At 37.9% G+C, this 25,478-nt stretch carries 24 protein-coding genes and 1 pseudogene; 16 read left to right on the top strand and 9 right to left on the bottom strand.

The window, feature by feature from the left end:
- Window positions 1–12: 12 nt before the first annotated feature.
- Entirely contained in the window at window positions 13–984 is a 972-nt protein-coding gene (locus HNQ41_RS00200) for a tRNA dihydrouridine synthase (protein WP_184662398.1), read from the top strand.
- 274 nt (window positions 985–1,258) lie between these two features.
- Window positions 1,259–1,939, top strand: a complete 681-nt coding sequence (locus HNQ41_RS00195) for a phosphoribosylaminoimidazolesuccinocarboxamide synthase (protein WP_184662397.1) — start codon at window positions 1,259–1,261, stop codon at window positions 1,937–1,939.
- A 193-nt stretch (window positions 1,940–2,132) separates the two neighbouring features.
- Here the strand turns inward: HNQ41_RS00195 and HNQ41_RS00190 are convergent, their stop codons facing one another.
- Window positions 2,133–3,929 carry a vWA domain-containing protein gene (locus HNQ41_RS00190; RefSeq protein ID WP_184662396.1) on the bottom strand — a complete coding sequence of 599 codons (1,797 nt, stop codon included), beginning with the start codon at window positions 3,927–3,929 and terminating at the stop codon, window positions 2,133–2,135.
- Window positions 3,922–4,806, bottom strand: a complete 885-nt coding sequence (locus HNQ41_RS00185) for an AAA family ATPase (RefSeq protein WP_184662395.1) — start codon at window positions 4,804–4,806, stop codon at window positions 3,922–3,924. The genes HNQ41_RS00190 and HNQ41_RS00185 overlap by 8 nt, the downstream gene beginning before the upstream one ends.
- 316 nt (window positions 4,807–5,122) lie before the next feature.
- Here HNQ41_RS00185 and HNQ41_RS16720 point away from each other — a divergent pair, with 316 nt between their 5' ends.
- Window positions 5,123–5,257, top strand: a complete 135-nt coding sequence (locus HNQ41_RS16720; protein WP_281393689.1) for a hypothetical protein — start codon at window positions 5,123–5,125, stop codon at window positions 5,255–5,257.
- Window positions 5,258–5,604: 347 nt separating this feature from the next.
- Window positions 5,605–5,775: an aspartyl-phosphate phosphatase Spo0E family protein gene (locus HNQ41_RS00180; protein WP_184662394.1), complete on the top strand. Its 171-nt coding sequence runs from the start codon at window positions 5,605–5,607 to the stop codon at window positions 5,773–5,775.
- 779 nt (window positions 5,776–6,554) lie between these two features.
- Here HNQ41_RS00180 and HNQ41_RS00175 read toward each other — a convergent pair.
- Window positions 6,555–7,403 carry a MurR/RpiR family transcriptional regulator gene (locus tag HNQ41_RS00175; protein WP_184662393.1) on the bottom strand — a complete coding sequence of 283 codons (849 nt, stop codon included), beginning with the start codon at window positions 7,401–7,403 and terminating at the stop codon, window positions 6,555–6,557.
- A gap of 144 nt (window positions 7,404–7,547) precedes the next feature.
- Between HNQ41_RS00175 and HNQ41_RS00170 the strand changes: the two genes are divergently transcribed.
- The 4 genes and pseudogenes from HNQ41_RS00170 (at window position 7,548) to HNQ41_RS00160 (ending at window position 11,090) form a co-directional block, all read left to right on the top strand.
- Entirely contained in the window at window positions 7,548–8,903 is a 1,356-nt protein-coding gene (locus HNQ41_RS00170) for a sodium/glutamate symporter (protein ID WP_184662392.1), read from the top strand.
- On the top strand, window positions 8,903–10,027 hold the full coding sequence (locus tag HNQ41_RS00165; RefSeq protein WP_184662391.1) for a tyramine oxidase subunit B: 1,125 nt from the start codon (window positions 8,903–8,905) through the stop codon (window positions 10,025–10,027). The genes HNQ41_RS00170 and HNQ41_RS00165 overlap by 1 nt, the downstream gene beginning before the upstream one ends.
- A gap of 129 nt (window positions 10,028–10,156) precedes the next feature.
- Window positions 10,157–10,398 (top strand): annotated as a pseudogene (locus HNQ41_RS16565) (FtsX-like permease family protein); the annotation flags it as partial.
- On the top strand, window positions 10,398–11,090 hold the full coding sequence (locus HNQ41_RS00160; RefSeq protein WP_184662390.1) for an ABC transporter ATP-binding protein: 693 nt from the start codon (window positions 10,398–10,400) through the stop codon (window positions 11,088–11,090). The pseudogene HNQ41_RS16565 and the gene HNQ41_RS00160, both read left to right, overlap by 1 nt.
- Window positions 11,091–11,173: 83 nt before the next feature.
- Here HNQ41_RS00160 and HNQ41_RS00155 read toward each other — a convergent pair whose 3' ends face one another.
- A complete protein-coding gene (locus HNQ41_RS00155; protein WP_184662389.1) occupies window positions 11,174–12,184 on the bottom strand; it encodes a DUF3231 family protein in 1,011 nt (336 codons plus the stop codon).
- 499 nt (window positions 12,185–12,683) lie between these two features.
- Here HNQ41_RS00155 and HNQ41_RS00150 point away from each other — a divergent pair, with 499 nt between their 5' ends.
- The 5 genes from HNQ41_RS00150 (at window position 12,684) to HNQ41_RS00130 (ending at window position 16,865) form a co-directional block, all read left to right on the top strand.
- Entirely contained in the window at window positions 12,684–13,175 is a 492-nt protein-coding gene (locus tag HNQ41_RS00150; RefSeq protein ID WP_221301795.1) for a CBO0543 family protein, read from the top strand.
- A 371-nt stretch (window positions 13,176–13,546) separates the two neighbouring features.
- Window positions 13,547–14,704 (top strand): diguanylate cyclase domain-containing protein, encoded by a 1,158-nt coding sequence (locus tag HNQ41_RS00145; protein WP_184662388.1) that lies wholly within the window; start codon window positions 13,547–13,549, stop codon window positions 14,702–14,704.
- Between the two features lie 33 nt (window positions 14,705–14,737).
- Entirely contained in the window at window positions 14,738–15,298 is a 561-nt protein-coding gene (locus HNQ41_RS00140; protein WP_184662387.1) for a sugar O-acetyltransferase, read from the top strand.
- 172 nt (window positions 15,299–15,470) lie between these two features.
- Complete coding sequence (locus HNQ41_RS00135) at window positions 15,471–15,899, top strand: DUF2383 domain-containing protein (protein ID WP_184662386.1); 429 nt, start codon at window positions 15,471–15,473, stop codon at window positions 15,897–15,899.
- A gap of 501 nt (window positions 15,900–16,400) precedes the next feature.
- Window positions 16,401–16,865, top strand: coding sequence for a CBS domain-containing protein (locus HNQ41_RS00130; RefSeq protein ID WP_184662385.1), 465 nt, complete (start codon window positions 16,401–16,403; stop codon window positions 16,863–16,865).
- Between the two features lie 268 nt (window positions 16,866–17,133).
- On the opposite strand, the gene HNQ41_RS00125 is transcribed toward HNQ41_RS00130, so the two are convergent.
- From HNQ41_RS00125 to HNQ41_RS00110, 4 genes are all read right to left on the bottom strand, one after another.
- Window positions 17,134–18,249 carry a YeeE/YedE family protein gene (locus HNQ41_RS00125; protein WP_184662384.1) on the bottom strand — a complete coding sequence of 372 codons (1,116 nt, stop codon included), beginning with the start codon at window positions 18,247–18,249 and terminating at the stop codon, window positions 17,134–17,136.
- Window positions 18,250–18,316: 67 nt separating this feature from the next.
- Complete coding sequence (locus HNQ41_RS00120) at window positions 18,317–18,577, bottom strand: sulfurtransferase TusA family protein (RefSeq protein ID WP_184662383.1); 261 nt, start codon at window positions 18,575–18,577, stop codon at window positions 18,317–18,319.
- Window positions 18,578–18,592: 15 nt separating this feature from the next.
- Complete coding sequence (locus tag HNQ41_RS00115) at window positions 18,593–18,961, bottom strand: rhodanese-like domain-containing protein (protein WP_184662382.1); 369 nt, start codon at window positions 18,959–18,961, stop codon at window positions 18,593–18,595.
- An 11-nt stretch (window positions 18,962–18,972) separates the two neighbouring features.
- On the bottom strand, window positions 18,973–19,905 hold the full coding sequence (locus HNQ41_RS00110; RefSeq protein WP_184662381.1) for a sulfurtransferase: 933 nt from the start codon (window positions 19,903–19,905) through the stop codon (window positions 18,973–18,975).
- A 181-nt stretch (window positions 19,906–20,086) separates the two neighbouring features.
- Between HNQ41_RS00110 and HNQ41_RS00105 the strand changes: the two genes are divergently transcribed.
- On the top strand, window positions 20,087–21,118 hold the full coding sequence (locus tag HNQ41_RS00105) for a YVTN family beta-propeller repeat protein (protein WP_184662380.1): 1,032 nt from the start codon (window positions 20,087–20,089) through the stop codon (window positions 21,116–21,118).
- Between the two features lie 125 nt (window positions 21,119–21,243).
- On the opposite strand, the gene pepF is transcribed toward HNQ41_RS00105, so the two are convergent.
- The gene (gene pepF, locus HNQ41_RS00100) at window positions 21,244–23,031 is read right to left on the bottom strand and encodes an oligoendopeptidase F (RefSeq protein ID WP_184662379.1); all 1,788 of its coding nucleotides are present in this window, start codon (window positions 23,029–23,031) and stop codon (window positions 21,244–21,246) included.
- Window positions 23,032–23,351: 320 nt separating this feature from the next.
- Between pepF and tnpA the strand changes: the two genes are divergently transcribed.
- On the top strand, window positions 23,352–23,750 hold the full coding sequence (gene tnpA / locus HNQ41_RS00095; RefSeq protein ID WP_184662758.1) for an IS200/IS605 family transposase: 399 nt from the start codon (window positions 23,352–23,354) through the stop codon (window positions 23,748–23,750).
- Between the two features lie 8 nt (window positions 23,751–23,758).
- Window positions 23,759–25,216 carry an RNA-guided endonuclease TnpB family protein gene (locus tag HNQ41_RS00090; RefSeq protein ID WP_184662378.1) on the top strand — a complete coding sequence of 486 codons (1,458 nt, stop codon included), beginning with the start codon at window positions 23,759–23,761 and terminating at the stop codon, window positions 25,214–25,216.
- Window positions 25,217–25,478 lie beyond the last annotated feature (262 nt).

Below are 25,478 nucleotides of genomic sequence, written 5' to 3'. Positions count from 1 at the left end.
TTGAATTTATATATGAACGATAATTTTTGGCGTGATCTCCCACGACCTTTTTTTATATTGGCACCAATGGAAGAGGTGACGGATGTTGTTTTTCGCCATGTTGTGAGTGAAGCGGCCAGCCCTGATGTATTTTTTACAGAGTTTACAAACTCGGAAAGTTATTGCCACCCTGAGGGGATCCATAGTGTGCGTGGGCGATTGGCTTTTACAGAGGATGAACAACCAATTGTCGCTCATATATGGGGGGACAAGCCTGAAAACTTTCGGCAAATGAGTATTGGTATGGCTGAACTGGGCTTTCGGGGGATTGACATCAATATGGGCTGTCCTGTACCGAACGTGGTAGATAACGGGAAGGGGTGCGGACTTATCCGTCGGCCCGAAGTTGCAGCGGAGCTCATCCAAGCAGCAAAAGCAGGAGGATTGCCCGTAAGTGTAAAGACAAGGCTCGGTTACATGGAAGTAGACGAATGGCGAGACTGGCTGACGCACATTTTGAAGCAAGATATTGTTAATCTTTCTATTCATCTGCGTACAAGGGAGGAAATGAGCCAAGTAGATGCTCATTGGGAGCTGATCCCCGAGATCAAGAAGCTTCGTGACCAAGTGGCTCCAGATACACTTTTGACGATCAATGGGGATATTCCTGACCGTCAAACAGGCTTGAAGCTCGCAAGCCAGTATGGTGTTGATGGGGTGATGATCGGGCGTGGTATTTTCAATAATCCATTTGCCTTTGAAAAAGAGCCGAAAGATCATAGCAGTAAGGAATTACTTGATCTCTTAAGGTTACATCTAGATCTCCACGACGAATATTCAGATTTAGGCTTACGTTCGTTCAAGGCTCTTCATCGCTTCTTTAAGATATATGTCAAAGGATTTCGAGGAGCGAGTGCATTAAGAAATCAACTGATGAGCACAGAGTCAACAGATGAAGCGCACGCATTGCTCGATAACTTTGAGAATGGTAGGGGGGAACGGTAAAACTGATTCCTTTCGTTTTTTGTAAAATTACCAACACCCCATGTGTTGCCACATACACTCTGGGTATGTTAAATGCTGCGCACTACGGTTAATAAAGATGTAACTGTGTTTTTATATTTTAGCTTACATGTGTTTAGTTGAAGACAAAATTGCCTGTATCCAATGATTACTTAGTAATCTAAGGTACAGGCTTTTTCCTCCTTGTCCAATTGGGAATTTCTCTATATAATGACAATAACTATTAAAATGCTATTATCGTAAAGGGGATTTTCACTTGAAACTAAAGTACACAGGAAAAACAAAAGATGTGTATGCGTTGGAAGATGGAAATTATTTGCTGCAATTTAAAGATGATGTAACAGGTACAAATGGCGTTTTTGATCCAGGAGCAAATGAGGTTGGCTTAACCGTCGAAGGTGCGGGTCGTGCAGGTCTAAGGGTAACGAAATTTTTCTTTGAAACGTTAAAGGAAAAAGGAATACCAACTCATTATATTGATGCTGATATCGACAAGAAAACGATGACGGTTAAACCTGCAGAAGTTTTTGGGGAAGGCCTAGAGGTAATCTGCAGGTATAGGGCGGTCGGAAGTTTTCTGCGCAGGTACGGTATGTATGCAAAGGAAGGACAACCGCTTGACGCTTTCGTTGAAGTCACCTTAAAAGATGATGAACGTGGAGATCCACCGATTAGTGAGGATGCCCTGGCGATGCTCGGTATTTTATCCAAAGATGAATACCGTGTGTTAAAGGAGCTGACACAGCAAATTGGAAATGTAGTCAAAGAGGAACTTGCTAAAAAAGAGATTGAATTATATGATATTAAATTTGAATTTGGACGAACTGGAGCGGACAATCAAATTGTCCTCATTGATGAAATCTCCGGTGGAAATATGCGTGCTTATCAAAATGATGCTTACATTGAACCATTAGAATTGGAAAAAAGGTTCTTGTAGATGAGAATACGAGGTTGCTAGATCAAGGTCAGCCACATCGGCAATTATAATAGCTGAAATCTGAAATTAGTAAACGAATTTACCGATGTGTTTAGTTGAAGACAAAAATTGCCTGTATCAAATGGTCACTTTGTAACCTAAGATACAGGCTTTATACACATTCTACTTATTGATTTTTTGCCTCTCCATTGGACTATGATGTTTTTAACTTCTTAATAATGTCACGATAAATCTCCTGAATAAGTTGGGTGTAGTCAGCTTGAAAGGAAATACTTTGAGGATATATTCCTTTTGCCGCTGATTCTTCCCCTAAAGAAATATGAGCAAAATGAAACCCTCTTTTTTTCCACTTATTAATCCAGTCTTTGATTTGCTCAGTATGCTCTTTACCGCCACCATACTTATAATCGTCTGGCTGCCCGTCTGAGAGAATGAAAATCAGTTTTTTGGCTTCCTTATTTCGATTTTCAACTAAAGATAACGTCGTTTCTTTTATAGCCATAAATTCAGGCGTCGCTCCTTTAGGGCGAATCATTCCCAATCTATATTTGTCTTTTTGATTGGGGGTGTAGATCTCATTCATTTGCAGCGTCGCTGAATGGGCGGCCGTTGAATACGTATGAGCTTGCACTGAGATCTGTTTGAGGTGTGACAGGGATTCAACCATTAGTAAACACACGTCCATCGCTACTTCAAATCGCTTTAAAGTGGAGGTTTGTTTCTCCTGATCATAAAGCCACTCCATCGATTTGCTCTCGTCTATTAAAATTCGAATATCCCATGATTGGATGGATTCGAATCGTTCTTCTGATGTTTTAAAGATATTTGTACTATAGGAAGACCTGTACAGTGCTTCCTCGTCAAGTTCACCTTGATAAAGTTTTTTGCTTTCGTAAAATCGTGGCGTGTTGGCGGCGGAAAACTTTTGACGAAGCTTTACGATATAAGGTTTTATTCTCTCATAGGAAGCTTGGTAAAATGCGATTCCTTCTGAATCAACATCGGGTGCCTTTATAATCGTCTTTTCCTCATTTCCTTTTGCTTGATCTCCGAACCCTTGTTCATCCTTTAGCCAGCTTTCCAGCATTTGTTCTGAAGCCCACATCAATTTCTTTCCGTCTTTGACTTGTTCATGAAACTGCAGGAGTTCTTGTTCTTTCACCTTACCAGACAACAGAAAAGGCGAGGGCATATCTAATCCAACATCGCTGATTTGATTTGAAACTGCAGTAGGCTCCAGATCTGTATTATTATAAAGGTTTATATTTTTTGTTTTGTTTTCTTCATGATCAGTTAACCCCTGTGGAAACAGTAAATGAAAAATGGAGCGCCCCAGTTCAATTCGATCCCATGACTCTAATTGATTTAACGTTTTTGCTTTTTGCCATTGGTCTGAAACGAACTTGTAAGATGTCAGTGATTCCTTATAGATCGGTTCATATCCTGGTTTATTAAATGTATAGATCAGGTCATTTATTTTTTCTGAAATAGGGTCTTCTCCTAGGTCGACAGTTTTTGAATAGTAGTGATTTTTAAACTGCTGAAAATAAGCAAAATAACCAGGAAAGTGTTCTGTCATCCAGTTTTCAATCCAGAAATCCTCCACGAGATGGGTGATGATAAACTGGTGAGACTTTTCATGTTTTATTTTTGTTAAGTCTTGTGACCACAGGATATGTCCAGCTTCGTGGACAGCGAACGCGGTCCATATATCCACGATATGAGCAAAGTTATCAAAATCAGCTTGATTCCAAAGAGGGTCAGACGGCAAAACGATTTTGTTATGCTCCCATTCAGAAACGGCCTTCAATTGACTTGCTAACCGAACGTGCAATTTTTTGTCAGAGGATAGTGAATTGACCATCTTCTCAATACTGCGAATCACTTTTGCCAAAATCATCATGTCGTCAGTAGCTTCATCTTTAAATGCCCAGTTTCTATATTCTCCTAACCAAAAGGAGGAAACTTGATTGTTGACAGAGTTACTCAAAATGCTCACCGCCAGTTAAAGCTTGAATGAGTTGTAGAACATATGTATGTTCGCTTTCGACGCCTCCTTCTCTTGAGAAGCGATTAGCAAACGTAAAAACAAGCGCATCATGAAGGCTATTTTTCCGAGTTAATAATTTCGCAGCGCTTATTGCAGGTCTCATTCCAAATACCTTAGACAGCTTATCTTGTTCATAAAGGTTTTCTAATTGTTTTGTCAGCCTAGCAATGATAACTGCATCTTTGTTTTGAATCCCGAACCATCTCTTGAGCATGTCTGCAATATCTTTCTCTGATGGTAATTGTAAATGGACGAATTCGAATCGGTCTTCAATGGCAGCATCCGCTTGGAATGTGCCGGTATGGGTCATTCCTCTGTTAAGAGTGGCTAGAAAAATCGTATCCGGATGAACATCTAACTTTTTATCAATCGTCTCGAGATATACGGAGCGGTTCCCGTCTAAAATGTCGTAGATAGGATTATGACAATGGGGAGGGCACCGATTAAATTCATTTAAAATAACAACATGAGGCTCTTCACTTTCTAAAGCGCGAGTTAGTCGAGTTTTATGAAAATAAGTTCCTTCACCTTCTTTATACTCCATAAATCCCCACCAATCACCTGGTGTTCTAATTGTCCCTACATTGATTAAAACGTAAGGTAATTCGAAGGACGCGGCCAATTTTTTGGCTAGTTCCGTTTTCCCAGTTCCCGGATTACCTGTAATGGCTAGATGAACGTTTGTAAACATAAAGTCCTGAATAATCTTTAATGTTTTCTTATCGATGATGAAATCGTTAATCGAAGGCACCAGATCGGTTGGAACCTCCGGAGTAACATCTTTATTAAGGTTCATCCACTCACTAATTTTTTTCATAAAAAAACCTCCTATCCACATGATTATTAATCACTCATTATACTGGTGAGGGTAATTTATCCATATGAGATTAATCACACCAAGGCATAATGTCACAAAGTTGTAAAAATAAACCTCGTGTAGAAGACTGATGGAGGGCTTTGGTAAGTAATGTTTTTTCTAATAAATCTGCGATACCTAGTTCGAAAACGGATTCGAGATTTATGTCCCTCCACTACCGAGTGGGGAAAATATGGTAATATGTTGTTGAACGGGAATTCCAAAACTTACATTTTAATGGACTGGTTTTCAACTAACGCGGTGAGGGGTGAAACCATTGATTATACAAAATAAGAAAGGTCAAAATGGAACGGATAAAAGTTTGATCGTTGTGATTGCGATCATTATGTTTTTCGCATTTAGCGATAAAATCAGCTCATCAATCAACCAGCTATTAAGTTATTTATTCTAATTGATAAACGCCATTTTGTTTACGCTAACGAAGGAGAATGTTGTTAAAAAAGCTATTTTATTCGACCATGGGTGAAGCGTGGTGCAATAATTTCATCATGAGTAAAGAACTTTTCTAACAGTGGGAAGGTTCTTTTTTCTGCTACTATTTTGAACAAGGTGTGTAACCTTAAATATTTATAGGTGAACAGGAAATGACGAAAAACATAGAGGTTCTATTAAGAATAGTCGATTCAAAGGGTATGAAATTGACAATTAATTGAACAATCATTAGGAGTGTTTACAAAATGGGGATAAAATTGGAAAATGAAGTCATCGCTATAATCGATCACTTGAAGGAGAAAGAAGATGTGCATAAAAGATGAGATAACTCAAAAGAAACAAGAACTAAATGAGCTTGTCAAATTTTATGGTTTTTGCTCGGCGCAAACATTAAAATGTAGTCAAGATTTAGATAAACTTATTATTGAGTATCAACAACAAGTGCAACGGCAATCATCCTCTTTAATTTCTCAATAATTTGAAAGGGTGGGGAGGGTTATGCGTAATGAAATTGACTATATGACCTCGGTGTACAAGCTTATCTATGAAATTGAAACCTAGTGTAACTTTACAAAATTAGTGTGAACTGGGAAAAGAGTTTGGGTTTTAAAGAGCGGTTAGAATATTTTTTCATGTTCAGTTCATAAATATATACAGAAAAGCTCATTTTCCCTCTTTTTTACCTCCTTCTCAATTACAAGATCTCAGAGATCTAAAAAAGTTTGCAACGAAATTGCTCACACAAAAATTACCTCACACAAAGAATATGAACACCTAAAACAATGCCATAAGTTTGTTAGATATATATAGCCGTATTACGACTATATATATTATCTCCGCTTCCTTGCTGATCTCTTTGAGTACTCTATTGTGACACTTATGTGATAGCGATTTCATGGTGCTGAAAGAATCATATTATTTGTTCCCAAAATGAGTGAAACCTATGTAAGAACAACTAGGGGGGATCAAGGAGCAGTACTGAAAATTGATACTGTTCCTTGTATCATTTGAATAGCATTTTTTATTACGGCTTGTGAGGGGAATTGAAAATAAAGATGATGGTTGTAAGGAAACCTTCAAGAATTCAGTTCTCTACTCTTATACCTGGGTTTATTCTAACCAATTGAACGTCTAAGTAAGTATTTAACGTAATACTTGATTATTTTAATTTTTGAGTGCGCGATATTTAGCGAGAAATTTTTGCCAACACACATATGATAAGACGGTGAATAGTTCTCGAGACAATAAAGAAATGATTATAGTGTAGTAATGTCATTCTCACGATGGATCTCATTTAACCTGGAAATTTGATTCACTGAGCCGGGCTTGTTTTTTCCAAGGTCAATGATCAATGACTCAATCAAAGCAATGGAAGGAATAATACTATATCTGTTCTGACTTTGGCCAGCTATTAAATGGGCGTCACTATCCTTGATGATTGGACATGTTTCCAGGTCAGTGATTAAAACAATGGAGATATTCGTATTTTTTCTGCAGTGCTCTATGAAATCGACGGTCTGCTTGGAATAAGGGGAAATGGCAAATACAACCAAAGCATCCCCTTTTTTGAATTTCAATGAATCGTCATAGATAAAATCCGTATTAAGGCTCAACTGATAGGTGTCCACAATTCCCCTCAGCATCATTTCAAAATACAAGGATAATGATTTAGAGGTTCTCATTCCTAAAAAATAGATTCGATTTGCATGAAGTAGCGTTTTTAGAGATTTTTCATACTCCTTTTGGTCTAGTTCATTCAGCATCGATTCAATATCCTCAATACTGCCCTTACTCACCTTAACGAGAGAAACTTCTGTTTCATCCATTTCCTCCAAGGACTTTTTTAAATGCCACCATGTATTCGTTCGTTTGTCAAAGTTGTATTGGATCACATCATTTTTGAATTGTGGATATTTTTTGTACCCGATCTTATCTATAAATCTTAATATGGTGCTTGTCCCAACCTCACTTCTTTCCGATAGCTCTTGGATTGTCATTGTAGAGACTGCGCCTATATGTTCGATAATGAATTTACATAGTTTTTGCTGCTGTTTCGGTAAATCATTTTGGACTTCAATCAGTTTTTCTTTCAGGTTTTGGTTCATAGCGCTCCCCTCCCAATTAATATTATAAATGATTCCCATTAAGTAGATAAAGGAATATTTTTTCCGTTATTAAATTTAATGGTTATTATTTTCCGTTAATTGTGATACAATTCTTATAAATCAGAAATGAAAGGGGTTGCATTTATGGAGTTAACCATATGGGGTATCTTGACTGATGTTGGTCTAATATCTTTACTACTGTTATTAGGAATGTTTTTAAGGGCAAAAGTCAATTTGTTACAACGATCCTTTATGCCTGCAAGTATTATTGCAGGGATTTTAGGATTAGTTCTAGGACCTAATGGATTTAATATCATCCCATTTACAGGTTTTATAGGTGATTATCCGGGTGTACTCATTGCTGTTGTATTTGCAGCGATCCCTCTTTCTACCCCAAGGTTTAAATGGTCACAAGTGATTAATAAAGTAGGGGGGTTATGGTCTTATTCACAAACTATTATGCTTTTGATGTGGGGAGGTGGACTTCTTTTTGCACTTGTTTTGCTCGTGCCATTGTTTGATGTGCATAATGGCTTTGGATTGCTGTTGGCTGCTGGTTTTGTCGGTGGACACGGGACCGCTGCGGCTATAGGAGATGCATTTGCACAGCAGGGTTGGGAAGAAGCAACTTCTTTGGCAATGACATCGGCAACAATAGGTGCCATACTTGCCATTGTTGTTGGACTGGCATTGATCAGGTCTAGTGCAAACAAGGGTCATGCAAACTATATCAGCAGATTTGATGAGCTGCCGGAAGAATTGAGAACAGGTATTTTGCCAAAAAACAAAAGAAGTTCCATGGGTTCCGATACCGTTTCCAGTATCTCAATAGATCCACTAGTGTTCCATTTAGCACTGGTTTTGTTTGTAACTATGGTTGGTTATTATTTAAGCCAATTCGGCGAATCGCTATATGCTGGCCTATCCATTCCTGCCTTCTCACTTGCTTTTTTGGTGGGACTGATCTTAAAACAATTGATGCAGGCGACAAATGTAGATGAATATCTCGATAGAGGAATTATGTCCAAAATAAGTGGGAGTGCGACCGATATTCTTGTAGCATTCGGTATCGCCTCTATCAATCTAACAGTTATTGCTGACAATTTGGTTCCTTTTATAATTCTTATTTTGTTTGGGATTTTTCTTAGTTATTTCTTCTATAAAGTTGTATCAAAGTTTTACTTCCGAGAAAATTGGTTTGAAAAAGGGATTTTTACTTTCGGATGGGTTACAGGTGCTGTAGCCATGGCTATTGCTTTATTGAGAATTGTGGACCCGAAACTGGAAAGTAAAACATTGGATGAATTTGGTTTAGCTTATATACCTATCGCTCCAGTGGAAGTTTTTGTTATTACCTTCGCTCCTATATTTGTCCTGAATGGACAGCATTGGCTGTTTTCAATCATTACAATTGTAATCAGTGCTGTCATACTCATTTTTTCCTATTATAAAAAATGGGCGAAATTTAATTATCATTATGATTATAAGGAGAATGCGTAATGTCTGAAAAATTAGAATTTCTGTATCTCACAGAAGAGGATATTATTGAAGCTGGCGTATTAAATATGAAAGAATGTATTGACACCATTGAAGAGATGTTCAGGCTGATTGGAAAAGGAGACTATATGATGGGCGGACCAAACAGGAACGACCACGGTCTCATGCTATGGTTCAATGAAGAAGAACCTTTTGAAAATATGCCAAAAGCAGGTCCAGACAGAAGGTTTATGTCCTTGATCTCTTACCTTGGTGGAGATTTTGATGTTGTGGGTAACAAATGGTATGGTTCCAATATTGAAAATTTAAAGAAGGGACTACCACGTTCTATTCATACTTTTACGTTGAATGATAAAGAAACAGGAGCTCCTCTTTCCATCATGGCTGGAAACTTGGTCAGCTCAGCTCGAACTGGTGCCGTACCAGGTGTCGTTTCTAAACACCTTGCTCAGAACAATGCGAAAGTTGTAGGTGCAGTAGGGGGGGGAGCCATCAATCAGTCTTGTATAGAGGCGATAACAACATCTTTAGGTAGTCTTGAGAAAGTTGTCCTGTTTGATATCAACCTTGAAAAAGGAAAGGAAATTGCCGAAAAGCTTGAAGAAAAAATCAATATGCCTGTTGAAGTTGTTGATGATATAGATAGATGTGTGGAACAATCTGATATTGTGACCGTCGCAACGTCTGGTAAAACGAAACCAAAAATCAATGAAAGGTGCATTAAACCAGGGTCAGTTATCATTCTGACTGGTTCAGCAGACTTTTCTAAAGAGTCCTATCAAAATCACAGAATTGTTGCAGACTTATGGTCCATGCATGAGAAATGGCTTGAAGACGGATTGAATCACCCTGATGGAATCTCAAGCATTACAGGCTGGACCATGTCCGGGCAATTGTTGGATATGGTTGCCAATGAAGAATATGATTGTAGCAAGATTGACGATATTGGTGATATCATTGCAGGAAATAAAGAAGGAAGAAAGTCTGACGATGAAGTCATCATATGTATGACGGGAGGTTTACCAACAGAAGACGCTGCTTGGGGGTATAGAGTTTACCAAAATGCCTTGAAAATGGGTGTTGGTACAAAGCTTCCTTTATGGGAAAGTTCATATTTGACGAAGTAAAGGCTACTGAACAAACAATAATACACTTTTAAAATGATCATTGAAAAGCTAGTCATTCCTTAATGGAGGCTGGCTTTTCAATTTTTTAATCGATCTGGTCAGTATATTCTTTAATTATCCTAACGATCGTTTCTTGGGAAAGTGATCATTTCACAAGTGTTTTTACTATCGCTTGCAAGCATTATCATAGGAATCCTTCTAACCCTTGGCACGGCACTAATCCTACCAGACGGAATGCCATTCGTCTTAGATCCAATCTTAGTGATCACTTATGCCATTGTGTTGTTAGTGATACGGTTCTTAGTTCATTACTATCCGTTCGTAAAATAACAAAAATTGATCCACTACAAGCGATTGGGAGGGTTGAATAATGGCGACTGGCTTAAAGTTAAACAATGTTTCAAAGGTTTATCAAGAAGGAAATCATCACGTGACTGCACTTGATGACGTTTCTCTTTCAGTTAAACCTGGTGAATTTGTCGCTGTTGTCGGTCCATCAGGATCTGGGAAAAGTACATTTTTATCAATTGCTGGCGCTTTACTTCAAGCAACATCTGGCGTGGTTGAAATTAATGGTCAAGACCTGTCAGGATTATCAGCTAAAGCATTATCTAACCTGCGCGTACAGGAAATCGGCTTTATTTTACAAACATCGAACTTAATCCCTTATCTAAATGTCTTTGATCAACTATTACTCGTTAAAAAAATGAGCGGTTCTGTTTCGAAAAGCGATAAAACGTATGCAAATGAGTTGTTGGAAAGCCTTGGCCTCGACGAGAGATTGAAAAACTTTCCTGACCAGCTTTCAGGTGGAGAACGTCAACGAACAGCGATTGCACGTGCATTCATGAATAACCCAAGTATGATTTTGGCGGACGAGCCAACAGCAAGCCTTGATACAAGTAGGTCCCATGAAGTTGTTCAATTGATTAGTAAAGAAGTCAAATCAAGAAACAAGGCTGCGATCATGGTTACACATGATGAGCGCATGCTTCAATATTGTGACAATGTTTATCGAATGGAAGATGGGCGACTGCAAAAAGAAAGTCCAACCCACGTGTAGTGTAATCACAGGAAATTCTTGCAGTTGCACAAGATAATTAAGCCGATTTTCTTAAAGTGAGAAAATCGGCTTAATTATCCATTTTAGTCATTTTTATTAATGATATCATCATGATCGAGTGCTTTTGGTTGTTCTTCTAAATATCCAAACTCAATTTCTAATTCTACACATTCATTAGCATATAAGGTGACTTCCGCAATTGTTTTGTTATAAAAAGTAAATAAATCTCGTCTTGTACTAACTGCTAAGGCTTCACCGTAAAAAGCAATTGCATAGCGAATAGTAGTTAAAATAATCTCTAGCATCATTTTATCGGAGTATGGAGGTTGAGTTGAATTCGTTACATTAAAATTAGAGGGTAGAGAAACTTCAATATCAACATCTTGCAAAAGTAAATGAAATTCATCCAATTTTTTTTTGGACATTTCTTTACCTTTGGTAAGGAACTTTTTAATTTTTTCGGATTTTACTGTTTGAGAAAAACCTGTTAATAGCGTTTTACCTAATATGTTTCTTTGGATATTCAAAAAAATATGAGTAATTTGAGTAGCGTGAATGGGTCTTCTTTCTCCTAACCAACCAGTTAAATGACTTTTCTTCTTAACAAAATCGACTTGTTCAGGGGCAGATATTTGTGGTGGTCTAACATACATTCCTTTTGTTAATAAAGTTTTAGTTACTTGGTTAACAAGTGATATATACTTATCTGAGGATTCTGTGCAAAATTGTCTAATATCTTCCCTTGAAGTAAACTTTAAACAAGTTGGATAAAACTGCATCCCATTTTCGCTAATAAACTTTAATAAATATTGAGCCGTTTCGTCTGAAAACAACTTTGGGGCATTTAGATTAACGTCGCGTTCTGTAAACCCTACTGGAACAGGGTGATTTTCTGATTCAAATATTTTACGAATTTCTTTAGAATTGTTTTGAAATAATTCTATTGCAGATAGTATGTCCTTTTTAATTTCATCATCATCAACAACCATTTCAAAGTGCTTAAATGTATACAAAGCCATAGTTTCGGTATTATAGCCATTCCATAATGCTGACATCTCACCTGCAGTTAATGGTATATTTTTACTTCGTTCCATAATTTTAAACCCCTTTCGCCAGTCATACCTTAGTTTATTTTAACCAAACGTCTCTGTTTTAAATGTAGAAATTGAAACAATAGCATGAGTAAAATAAAAGGATTCCCTTGTTAAAGTAAGGGAGCATTATTATTTTCACCTAAAGCAAATTACATTTGGGGTAACGTTTGGATTGGCGGAAGTGCAGTCAACAACCTAGGCGAAACAGTAGGGGAAATGCAGTTATCGCATCAAGAACAGTCACAACCTAAGTATCAGATAAAGTTCGTGGAAAACAGCTAAAGTAATCAAACAGAGAAAAAAATAAGCTCATTTATTTACGAAGCAGAAGGATGAACCTTTGCTTCTTTTTTATTTTTAGGATGCACGAGAGATCCGTTTCACGCTCGCTATAGTTGCTGGCGTTCAGATTGGTTGAATGTGGTAGTTTTTTACGCTCATTTTATATATATATCGAGAAAAGATAGTTATGACGAATATTGAAAAAGGGGAAGGGATTATGTCAAAATTAATACTTAAGTTATTTTTACTAACGGGATTGCTCTTATTACCAGTCGCTTTTAAAAAGAAACCTGTAAAAGATTGGCTTATTGTTTATTTAATTACTGCTTTAGTTTCAGGGATCACTGACCATATATTAGTGGGGAAGAAATTATTGTCCTATCCAGTCAGACTTTTACCTAGAGATTTTAAATATCATATTCTTTTTGACTGGCTTTTTTGCCCTCTTATGAGTGTTTTTTATAATCAATTCACCTATAAAGACAAATCAATATTCCTTGTTGTAGGGAAGTTATTTTTGTTAACCATTCCACAACTGTTTATTGAAGTTTTGGCTGGTAGATACTTTAATATGATTCGCTGGAAGAGGGGTTGGAAGTGGTATCATACCTTTATTACAATGAATATTAAATATGTAACGATTCGCGTTTTTATGGAATTAATTAGGAAATTAAGCGAAAAACAAAAAACAGAAATCACTCAAGTTTAAATCTCAACCTCATCCGTTTACAGCTACTCCAATGATCCAAAAATAAATGCAACAAACAAAGGTGTTGAGGTAAGGAGATCAGTAAGTATTCTAAACATACCAACACAAAAATAAGAAGACTACATACAAATGTAATTATGGTTAGAATTTTTTAATTCACTTTTGACAACCTCCAAAAAAAGTGAGTGATATCCAACAAAATGTTAACACACATAATTCACGGTGTTAACATTTTGTTTTTTTGTTTAAATATATGGGTGAAAATGTTGGTGCACAAGGGATTTGAAAAGTTTTGTCGAATGAAGTAAGAATAAGCACGAGACCACCCCTGCGTTTTGTGGTTAAAATAGTTATAAGGATGTGGAACGATAGTGAAATATAAAGGTAGGTTCGTAGCAATTTCAATTGTTCTATTTATCAACATGATATATATAACTTATTATTCTGTCAGGGATGGTTTTGTAAGTTGGATTGAGATTATTGGCTTACCAATTATGCTTATGATTGCATGGTGGGCTGGAAAACAATATGACAAAGCTATTATTTTAAAAAAAGAACTTGAAAAAAAAGAAGCGGAAAATGCCTATCACAATCAAAAACTAAAGGAAAGTGAAGAACTGTTCCGCCTACTCACGGAATATTCAAGTGATATGATTACTTTACATGATAGTGAAGGGAAATTTCTATATACATCACCAGCTTGTAAAAAAGTTATGAAATATGAAAAAGAAGAAATGATTGGTCAAGATGCTTATTTGTTTATTCATCCCCACGACCATGAAATCATCAAAAAGCAACATCAAGAGTTATTAGACACTGGGTACACTACTTCTACATATCGAATGCGTAGAAAAGATGGTGAATACATTTGGTTTGAATCGTCTTTAAGGGTATTACAGGAAAGAGATACAAAAGATCATAAACTGATTGTCGTATCTCGTAATATTAATGACCGTAAATTAACTGAGCAAAAACTTAAAGAAGCTAATGAAATTTTACAACACCTTTCATCGATTGACGGACTGACCGGCGTGAAGAATCGTAGAAGTTTCGATGAATATTTAGAAATAGAATGGCATCGAGCGATAGCAAATTCCGCACCTGTATCCTTGATCATGGTGGACCTTGATCACTTTAAACCATACAACGATACATACGGACATCAAGCAGGAGATGAATGTCTCAAGGAAGTTGCTAATGCAATTGAACATTCACTAAGAAGATTAGGTGACTCAGCCTTTCGATATGGCGGCGAAGAATTCAGTGTGATCCTTCCCGATTGCGATGAAGAAGGAGCATATGTTGTTGCTGAAAATATTAGATTAGCCATTGAAACTTTAAAAATTACGCATTCAGGTTCTAAAGTCAGCGATCACATTACGCTCAGTTTGGGGACAGCAACGATGGCACCGTCTGATTATTATCAAATGAATAACTTAGTTAATAATGCTGATAAGGCTCTATATCAAGCTAAGCAAGATGGGGGAAATCGTACGAGGTCATATGAAAGAAAAGTTAATATCTCCTAGTATATTTTTAGAAGAAATATGGAGGATTCCATAATGAGAACAGAAAAAGAAAAAATGCTAGCTGGAGAAATGTACAATCCTGAAGACCCAGAATTAGTCAAAGGCCGTCAAGAAGCGAGACGTAAAGTGAGAATCTTTAATGAAACATTAGAAACAGAAGATGAAAAGCGCGCACAATTATTAAAGGAATTCCTTGGCTCAACAGGAAAAAATATATTCATGGAGCCTAACATAAGGTTCGATTATGGCTACAACACACATGTAGGAGAAAACTTCTTTGCGAATTTTGATTGTACGATTTTAGACGTTTGCGAAGTGCGATTCGGCGAAAATTGCATGCTTGCACCAGGTGTGCAAATCTATACAGCAACCCACCCACTTGACCCAGATGAACGTAATTCAGGTAAGGAGTTTGCAAAACCAATTACATTCGGGAATAACGTTTGGATTGGTGGAAATGCAATCATCAATCCAGGCGTAACAGTAGGGGACAATGCTGTCATCGCATCAGGAGCAGTCGTGACCAAAGATGTACCAGATAACGTTTTAGTAGGTGGAAACCCAGCTAAAGTAATCAAAAAGATTGAAAAGTAAGCTCATTTACTGTCGAAGCAGAAGGATGGACCTTTTGCTTCTTTTTTTGCGAGATAAGTTTAAGAATTAAACGTCTCGTTAATAAAGACTCTAAACATAACTTTTACTTATCAAGGGATAATATGTCTATAACTAATCATAAGCCGCGAAATACGCAAAAGGTGTGATTCATATGAAGAATGATATTGTCGTTGAGGAATTGAACACTTTACTGAGAGGAACTTATATGGGCGTACGTTCATTTGAGCATTATATTCAAGAGGTAGAAAATGATGAATTGAAGCATGATTTTCAATCAATGCAACAGGAGCAAAAGCAGAATGCCTCCAAAATAGCTGAGCGAATTCAGAACCTAGGGGGAACGCCAGCCGATGATGAAGGAATGTCAGGTTCGGTTCACAGCTTCATGCATAAAGTCATGCTGCCCGATGACACAAATAAAATCATTGAGGATGCGTTAAAGGGTATAGATTACTATGGTGTACAATATTCAGAGGAACTGGTTAGAGGGGATTTGGATGAAACAAGCAGACAAATTGTAGAAGAAGTTATTAACACAAACCGAGAACAATCTGATAGATTAAGGCAACTCCTTCATTAGAAAAGACCTTCTTTTTTCGTTAGGTAATGTGGGGAGCGGACATACGTTCCTGTATTTCATCGAAATCCGTCATTTTTAGGGGGCGGACGGACATATGTTCCGTTAACCCTCCTTTTTGCATTCAATGAAGGGCGATTTTTTGCAAATAGCGGAACTCATGTCCGCGAAATGCTCAAAAACAGGCCTTTTTAAGCGAATAACGGAATCAATGTCCCCATCCTCAAGCGAACGACACGGTAGAAGCCGTGATCTCATTTCGTTTGTTACTTGTTAAGGATCGTTCAAGTTTACTAGAATATGGGTAGTAGGGGATGAACTTTCGTTATTGCCAAGCTGTTATTCGATAATCTATTTATTCTCTCATAAAGTGAACGTTATGTGACGTAAAAAGGACATTTATCGACATGGGTCGAATGATTACTATATGAAGAATATTTTCAACAATACCGTTCTTCATTATTGTATATGAAAACATCATGTTCGTTCTGGGAGGGTGATCATATGAAAGTAAAAGATATTATGACAGAAGACGTTCAGATCGTTAAAGAAGATGATACCGTAGAAACATGCGCTAAATTGCTTTTGAAAAATAATTTCACGGGTTTACCTGTCATTAATGACCGTGATCAAATGGTGGGGATTGTCACCGAAAGCGATTTGATCAAACGCATGGCACATCTCAAAGCGCCAGGCGTGTTAGAGCTATTAGGTGGGCTCATTTATCTTGATAACCCAAACACCTTCATGGATGATATAAAAAAGGCGATGGCTTATGAAGTGGAAGAGTTGATGAGTAAAGAACTTGTCACAGTAAAACCCGATGATACAATTGAACACGCAGCGACATTGATGCTCGAAAATGATATTAAAAGACTACCAGTTCGCGACGTTTTTGATAGAGTTCTAGGAATTGTATCAAGAAGAGATGTCTTGCGTTATATGTATAATGATACTGCAGAAAAGTAATATTGCGATCAAACGAAGCAAAGGGGGAGTCTTTTGCTTCGTTTTTGTTGAAGGGTGCGAAAGAACCGTTCGTACGTTTCAATATTCACAATGTTGGAATAAATCGTATATTCTTGGGAGGTATGTTTTAAAAGAAGAAAAAACAATCACCGCTCTAACACTCCGTTTCTTTGAAAATACTATGGTTAAAGAGCGTTTGCAGTGAAGATCATTCAAAAAATCGAGAGCCTTCAGAGACATCTCGACTTTTTGACGCGGTCTTATGTTGTTAAGCGACATCTTTGTCGCGGTAGAACAATAAGATCGGCATTTTGAATACGTATTTCGTTACGAAAAAGACCCCAATTGCCATCCCAATCAGTACAATAAAGCTTGCTACAGATAAACCGCCAACACCAGCAACAACATTGGCAACATTACAACCAGGTGCGATGCGAGACGCAACGCCCATTAAAAGTCCGCCACCGATCGCAGAAGGCAATCGTTTCGCTTTTGGCAGGCGTATTTTGAAACTTTTACTTAAAAGTGAAGAAATGAATGCACCTACGATCATGAATAGAACAAGTGTTTCTTCTGGACCGATACCGACTGTTGGATAAGACGCAAACATGTTATTCAAATAAACGTTATTAAAAACCACATTCTCTCCAAAAATAGAGGATACAATTACTCCGCCGATTCTAGTTTCCGGGCCTGTGACACTAATTGAAGAGAGGGTAATAAATTGAATCGTCGCTGTGACGCCGATGAGAAAAGCAACGAAGCGAACATCCCAATGCTGCTGCTTGAACGGGTTTTCCTCCCAATTCGTAAGCGAGTTTTTAACCCCTTGCAAAAAACCTTTCACTCCAAATTGCTTTATGCTTATCAACACCATTACTGCAACAATAAGTAATGGCAATGCCATAAATGGAAGACCAAGAGAATATAAACTAAAGCCATCTTCAGTAAAGGTAAGCGGTTCGACAAAGCCTTCACGTCCCCACGGGTCATAAATGTATGCAAAAAGTAGGTTACCCGCAATCATCGCTGCAATAACAATCCAAAAGTGGATGTACCCCATCCCACTGCGGTAAAGTGCCCCTGAAGCACAACTGCCAGCGATCGTCATACCAATTCCGAAGAGGATTCCACCGATTAAATTCGTCGCCCCAATTGGTACAGACCAAACTTGATCAAGGGAAGCGAGTCCCGTGCTTAACGCGAGTCCCCAACCAATGAGTGCGGTGGCCATGAGGACAAGGACACCTTTACCAATCCGGGAGTCTTTAACACTTACGAAGTCCCGAACAGAAGCAACAAAGCAAAAGTCAGCTTTTTGAAGAAGGAAACCATAAATAAGACCGAATGCAGCCGCGAGTAGGAAAGCTTCTATTGTGAACATTTGTTATTCTCCTTTCAACATTTCCTAAAGAAGGCGAGCGAGTAAATGTCTCGCCTTCAGTGGGTCATTATCGTTTCTTTAGAAAAATCGAGTAGTTACCCGATTCCTTTAAGGTACCTAAAAAATCCGCTTGTTTGTTCATTTTTACGGCAGCTGGAATCGTTTTTGTAGCAATAGAGTGGTCGGTAACTTCGACAACAATTTCACCAGGTTCGGCTTTTTTCAATTCATCTAGTGCCATGTTGAGTGTATGAGGGCAAACCTCACCGATGGCATCAACTGTACGGTCAGCTTTTAAATCTTTTAATTCTTGATCTGTTAAACTCAATGTGAACACACTCCTTTATTTATAAAGTTCATTAACTTCTTTAACAATCCATTCTTCACCTTTCGTCTTGTCTGCCTGCCAACCTAACATGCCTTCGGAAAAATTATGAACCTGTTCAATGCCTTGGTCTTTGAAGAACTTTGCTACTTCATGACTTCTGCGACCACTTCGACAAACGAGAATGTATTCTTGCTCCTTATGAAAATCACCAATAACTTCAATGATTTCACTCATAGGAAGAAGGGGAATACCAGGAATATGACCTTCTTCATACTCTTCACGTTCACGAACGTCAATTAAAATAGCTGTTGCGTTTGGGTCTTGGTAAATATTATAGACCTCATCATAGTTCAGTTGGGAAATCGTCTCTTTTGTAAATGCCATAAGTGATCACCTTACCTTTCTTGAATGTCTACGTCAGGGTCATTACCCCATTCTGCCCACGAGCCTTCATAAGGGATGATATTTTCAAAACCGAGCAGTCTTAAAGAAAAATAGGTATGAGCACCGCGAACGTTTGTTTGACAGTAGGGGACGATTGTTTGGTCTCGGTCTACACCTGCTGTTCCAAATTGTTCTTCTAACTCTTCCGCAGATTTAAAAGTGGCAATTCCGTCGTCTTCAACAGCTTCGGACCATTCTAAGTGAGAAGCACCAGGGATATGTCCCCCTCTGTCAGCACGGGCAGTCTCTCCTTCAAATTCCTCCTCAGAACGCGTATCGAGAATAAGGCAGCTTTCATCTTGTATGAACGTTTCAACATCCTCTTGAGAAGCTTGCAGCTCCTCATTCAACTGCGCTGTAAAAGTGCCTTCTTCAATAGAAGGAGCGTCAGTGGAGATATCCTTGTCATCAGCTAACCATGCAGCATAACCTCCATTTAGTACGCGAACATCTTCATGTCCATACAATTCAAAACCGTAGAAAAGACGACTTGCCCATAAACTGTTATCGCCATCGTAAACAACAACGCTTGAGTCATCATCTACCCCTGCAGAACGGATGACCTGTTCAAATTCTTCCTCACCTTGAATAATGCCGGAAACGCCATCTTTTTCTTCTTGTATATCCTCTGGCGTTAAGTGAACAGCACCAGGGATATGTCCTTGCTCATAGCCTTCTCTACGTACGTCAATGATGACAAGGTCATCTTGGTTTTCATCAACCCATGCAGGGTCGGCGAGAAGGTGACCATTTTCGTATTCAGATGCCGCTTCGATTTCTCCTTTTCCGCCCTCATCAACTTCATCAATACTTGAGTTCTCGGAACAAGCAACCAATGTTGCACCAAGAAGGAATGGCAAGCTGAATGTTTTCAATTTTTTCATGTCAACAACTCCTCTCAATCTCGTTATCTACCGTTTCTACTGTGGATATGTTAGAATATTATCATAAATCCGATAAGTTTAGAAGGGATTTAAATAAATAAAATTTATTGATTTACTCGGGATTAACAATTATAATGTTTTGATAATTATGATTATACGAATAATAGTAGGGGGATGTGACATGTTAAAAGCAAAAATGACAATCGCGACATTAATCATGTTTACGTTTTTAAGTGCTTGTGCTCTAGAAGAAAGTACAAGTGATGGTGCTAATGGCGACGAGGATGAAGGTACAGATGCAGGAGAGTTGACGGATATTCAATTCTATGTGCCAAGTGAAGAAGGTGATTTAATTTCGGTCATTGATGTGGTCTCAGGGGAACACGTTGCCGACATCGAAACCGGTCAATCACCTACGCTAGTGACATTTTCAAGTACAATGAGAGACGCGTTTGTCGCAAATCAAGATAGCAGCACCATTGAAATTTTAGATACACAAGCACTTGAAGTTGAAACTGAGGTTGAAGTCGGTCCACGTCCACACGGTTTGGCATTGAGTTCAAATAATGAAATGTTGTATGTGGCAACTGCTGGCGATCAGTATTTAGATGTTGTAGATGTAAATGAGCAGGAAGTGTCTGCGCAATATGATTTAGGAAACGGTGCTAGAACCAATTATGTGCATTTAGAAGGTGAAGAGGTTTACGTATCAGACCATGAAAATGATCAGCTGTATGTCTTAAATGCTGAAACTGGCGAATTACAAAGCAGTTATGATACAGGCGGAACACCGCGAGTGGTGAGGAAATATGATGACAAGCTATATGTTGCATCAAGTGAAGAGGGGACTCTTGAGGTTATTGATCTGGAAAACGATGAGAAAGAAGTTATTGATGTTGGTAGGGGCGCTACAGATGTTGTTGTTAATGAGGATGGAAATCAAGCCATTGTTACTTCTGTAGAAGAAAGCTTTGTAGGACTTGTTGATTTAACAACAGGAGAAGTAACAGAACGGATAGAAGATCAAGAAGGGGCAAAACATTTATCATTTAACCGTGAAGAATCTCGTGTTTATGTAACATTAAGCGACTCAAATGAAGTCTCTGTCATCGATGTTGACTCATTTCAAGAAGAGTACAGAATAGAGGTCGGTGGAGAACAACCTCATGGCATTGAAATGAAAGCTCTTCCAGGTATTGGAGGAAGTTGTTAAGTTAAAATACTCATGAAAATAGAAATGGAGGACAGGAAAGAGGGAACCCCTCTTCCTGTTATTTTTTTTATTTCGAGAACCTTGTTTGAAGCAGAAGGAGGATTTGCTTCTTTTTGGGAGACAGCTTACAGCGTTGCAAATTCTTGGACTAGATCTTCAAAAACCCCGAGCGCATTTTCGATCGGTTCAGGTGTTGTTAAATCAACGCCTGTTTTTTTCAACAATTCGATCGGGTAATCAGAACTTCCGCTTTTCAAAAACGAGAGGTACGCGTTCAAGGTGTCTTTATCGCCTTTTAAAATCGCATTTGCAATGTGAATAGCAGCTGCAAATCCGGTCGCATATTGATAGACGTAGAAAGGTCGGTAGAAGTGCGGAATACGGGACCATCCATATTTCGTTTCTTCCTCTATCGTTAACGCATCTCCGTGGTACGTCTTGAATAAGTCTTCGTAAATGTCATTGAACGTTTCAGTGTTTAATGGTTCTCCATTTTCAGCGAGCTCATGGGTTTTCTTTTCGAATTCAGCGAACATCACTTGCGTGAAAAATGTCCCTTTAAACTGGTCGATGAAGTGATTTAACAAATACTTCCGGTATTCTTGGTCTTTCGCTTCATCCAACAAGTGATGGATCAGTAATACTTCATTGACCGTTGAAGCGACTTCAGCAACAAAAATTTCATAACTAGCTGTAATTCTTGGTTGATGTTTGTTCGAATAATGACTATGCATCGCATGGCCCATTTCATGGGTGAGCGTAAATAGGCTATCTAAGTCATCTTGATGGTTCAACAAGATAAATGGATGAACCCCATACAACCCAAGGTTATAAGCACCCGAGCGTTTCCCAGGCGTTTCTCTTACATCGATGTACCTTGAACCTTTCATCTCTTTGACCGTTTGAACGTAATCTTCTCCAAGCGGGGCGAGTGCTTCTAACATCGTGGCGTAAGCTTCCTCGTAGGAAATGTCTTCTTTAACACCACTGACTAAAGGTACATTTAAATCATATTGCCTAAGCTCATCTACACCGAGGATGTCTTTGCGTAATTGCGTGTAACGGTGCATCGTTGAAAGGTTCTTCCTCGCAGTATCGATGAGGTTTTCATAGACTTCTTTCGGGATCTTATTTGCGAACAGCGACTTTTCTAAGGCTGATGGATAATGTCTTACCTTTGATAAGGTGACGTTATTTTTAATCGCAGCTGATAGCGTAGAAGCAATTGAGTTCTTCATTTGCACATAAGGTTGGTAGTAAGATTTGTATGCTTCTTTTCGTTTTTCGCGGTTTTCATCTTCAATGAGTTTTGAATACATCCCGCGCGTGAGTTCCACTTCATTTCCGTCATCATCAGTAACGTTGCCAAACTTGATATCAGCGTTATTGATCATCCCAAACGTGTTACGTGGGGCAGAGAACGTTTCTCCTAACTGGGATAAAAGTTCTTCGTTTTCTTTACTTAAGACATGGTCTTTATATCGATATGTATCGTACAAATCATCTTTAAAATACGATAAGCGCGGTTCTTCGCTCATGTATTGGTCTAACGTGTATTTTTCCAGACTCATTAAAAACGGTGAGAAGAACGACGTCGCTTCATTTAATTTCACAGCTAAAGAACGTCCTTTATCTAAAAGAGCTTGTGACGCTTGCTCCCTCGTATCTAAGTCAACATGTAACATCGCATAAACATACACATTGTTAAAAATTGCGACCATTTCTTCTTGTTTGCTTAAGAATTGATACATTGTCGCCCCATCTGTAATATTTCCGTCGTAACTTTTTAATTCTTGGGCCATCTTTTCAACGCTCGCGTAATCCGCTTCCCACGCTTCTTGGTTGGCGTAAATATCGGTCAAATCCCACTTTTCCATTTCTGGTACTTCTTGTCTGTTTTTTAAATGATTCAATGTCAGAACTCCTTTCTTGTCTATTTATACGATAACAGAATCATTATCGTATGAGTAGATTTTCGAACTTAATAAACAACGCGATGTTACATTTTACGAGTGCAGTATCAATATTATTTCTCCAAATCATCGAAGGTGGATGGTAAAATACAATTTATGGTCGTTAGGGGGGACTTGTGCCGTTACGAAAACGGCACAAGAAAGCCCCTTAATTTATTGATGGGGATGAATTGTGCCAATTATTTTTGTATTTATACTAGTTTGTTATTTAACAAACTAATACTGTGTCGTATAATTAGGTGGAAAAGGTAGTGGGTTATATGTATGAAAATTATACACAAAAGAAAGGAATTGTTTATAAAAATCAATTCCACATTATATTTTGCCCTAAGTATCGTAGGAAAGTTCTTGTTGACGATGTGGCTGAAGATTTAATAAAAACACTCCATCAAATCGCAGAGGAGAAAGAGGTAACAATTAAGTCATTAGAGGTTATGCCTGATCACGTACATATGTTTATCGAATTTGACCCTAGACTAATGCTACATAAAGTAATAAAAGATTTTAAAGGTATTAGCAGTCGTATTTTAAGAGAGAAACACCCCCATTTAAAAAGTCGATTACCTAACCTATGGACAAGGAGTTATTTCAGTTGTACTGTGGGGCACATTTCTGAGGAAACTGTTCAAGAGTACATTAAGAATCAAAAAAATGTATAGGTGAGGTGGTGAACTCATTGGCTAAACAATCTTATATTTTAACCCTTCCTCTTTCAACAGAGAAGTGGCAAGAGGATGTGTTATTCAAGAGATTAGAGATTGCAAGAAACATCTACAATGCTTGTTTAGGAGAATTGATGAAGCGATATAAACGTTTTAAACAAGATAAGGTATATCGACATTGGATTCAACAACCAAAGTCCAAAGAGCGTAATCAAGTCCTTCGAGAGTTGAATAAAGAATATGGATTGAACGAGTATGCCATTCATACATTTGTGAAGCCAATGCAGCACCACTTCAAGAAGAATATAGACAGTTTTACAGCGCAAAAAATAGCAACCCGAAGTTGGTTGACTTTTGAAAAATATCTTTATGGAACAGCTAAAAAATTCCTATTCAAAATACTTGGCGATATGAATTCAGTAGAAGGGAAAACGAATACATCAGGTATTCGTTTCAAGAATAATAAGTTGTATTGGAATGGATTGGATATCCCTGTCTTAGTGAAAGACAAAGATATTTATGCTCAACTTTCCCTAATGGATAAAGTGAAATACTGTAGAATTGTTCGTAAGTTCATTAGAGGGGAAAACCGATACTTTGTTCAACTCGTTTTGGATGGTGTTCCTCCTAAGAAGGTAGAACGAGAAACAGGCAAGTTGAAGCACCACCGATCTACTGGAACTGTAGGAATTGATATTGGAACTCAAACCATTGCCGTTGTAAGTGAGGGGGAAGCGAAACTACTCGAACTTGCTTCGAACATTAATACAATGGAACGAAAAAAGAGGTTACTGCAAAGGAAACTAGATCGTCAACGTAGAGCTAATAATCCACATAAATACAATGATGATGGCACTATAAAACGAACAAATGATAAGTGGATCATCAGTAAGAACTATCTGAAAACAAAAGGATTGTTAGCTGAGATCAATCGAAAAATAGCTGATGTACGAAAGCAAGATCATAACAAAATGGCAAATTGGATTCTAACGCTAGGTGACGATATTAAAGTGGAAACCATGAATTATAAGGGACTTCAAAAACGAACCAAGGAAACAACAGTCAATGAGAAAACAGGCAGGATAAACCGCAAAAAGCGTTATGGAAAGTCCTTGTTAAATAAAGCGCCATCTATGTTATTGACCATTTTGGATAACAAGCTAAAATATGCTGATAATAAGCTGAAAAAGATTGACACTTTTAAAGTAAAAGCAAGTCAATTCAATCATTTCAGTGGAGATTATGTGAAGAAAACAGTAAGCGAATGGTGGAATAATTTAAACGGAACAAAAATTCAACGCGATCTTTATAGCGCTTTTCTCATTATGAATGTGAAGGATAATTTATGCGAGATCAACACTAAGCGATGTAATGAATATTGGGAAGCCTTTAAGACTTCTCATGATCGGGAGATTGATCGACTGAGGGATTTCGAACGAACAATAGCCAGTATGGGGGTGTAAGGATGAAAAAATTAAACAAATAACGATTAAAGACTATTGCTGAAAACTTCGCTAAAAGTTATGTGAAAGGTACTGATGATTGGGACAGATACTTGATTATGAGAGGCAGATACCTGAAAAAATTAGGGAAGTCGTGAATATATTGGATCATTCATTTTGGTTTGAAGTCAAAGATAAAAAAGGGTTATTTAAAGACATCATGAATGACATCAACGAATGGAAACAAAAAGAAGGACATTCTTAAATCCTCCTTTGGTTTTGA

It is taken from the genome of Texcoconibacillus texcoconensis (genome assembly GCF_014202575.1).
Classification (GTDB): Bacteria; Bacillota; Bacilli; order Bacillales; family Salisediminibacteriaceae; genus Texcoconibacillus; species Texcoconibacillus texcoconensis.
The sequence above is the reverse complement of the archived record's forward strand: the minus strand, read 5'-3'. Positions and strand labels throughout refer to the sequence as shown.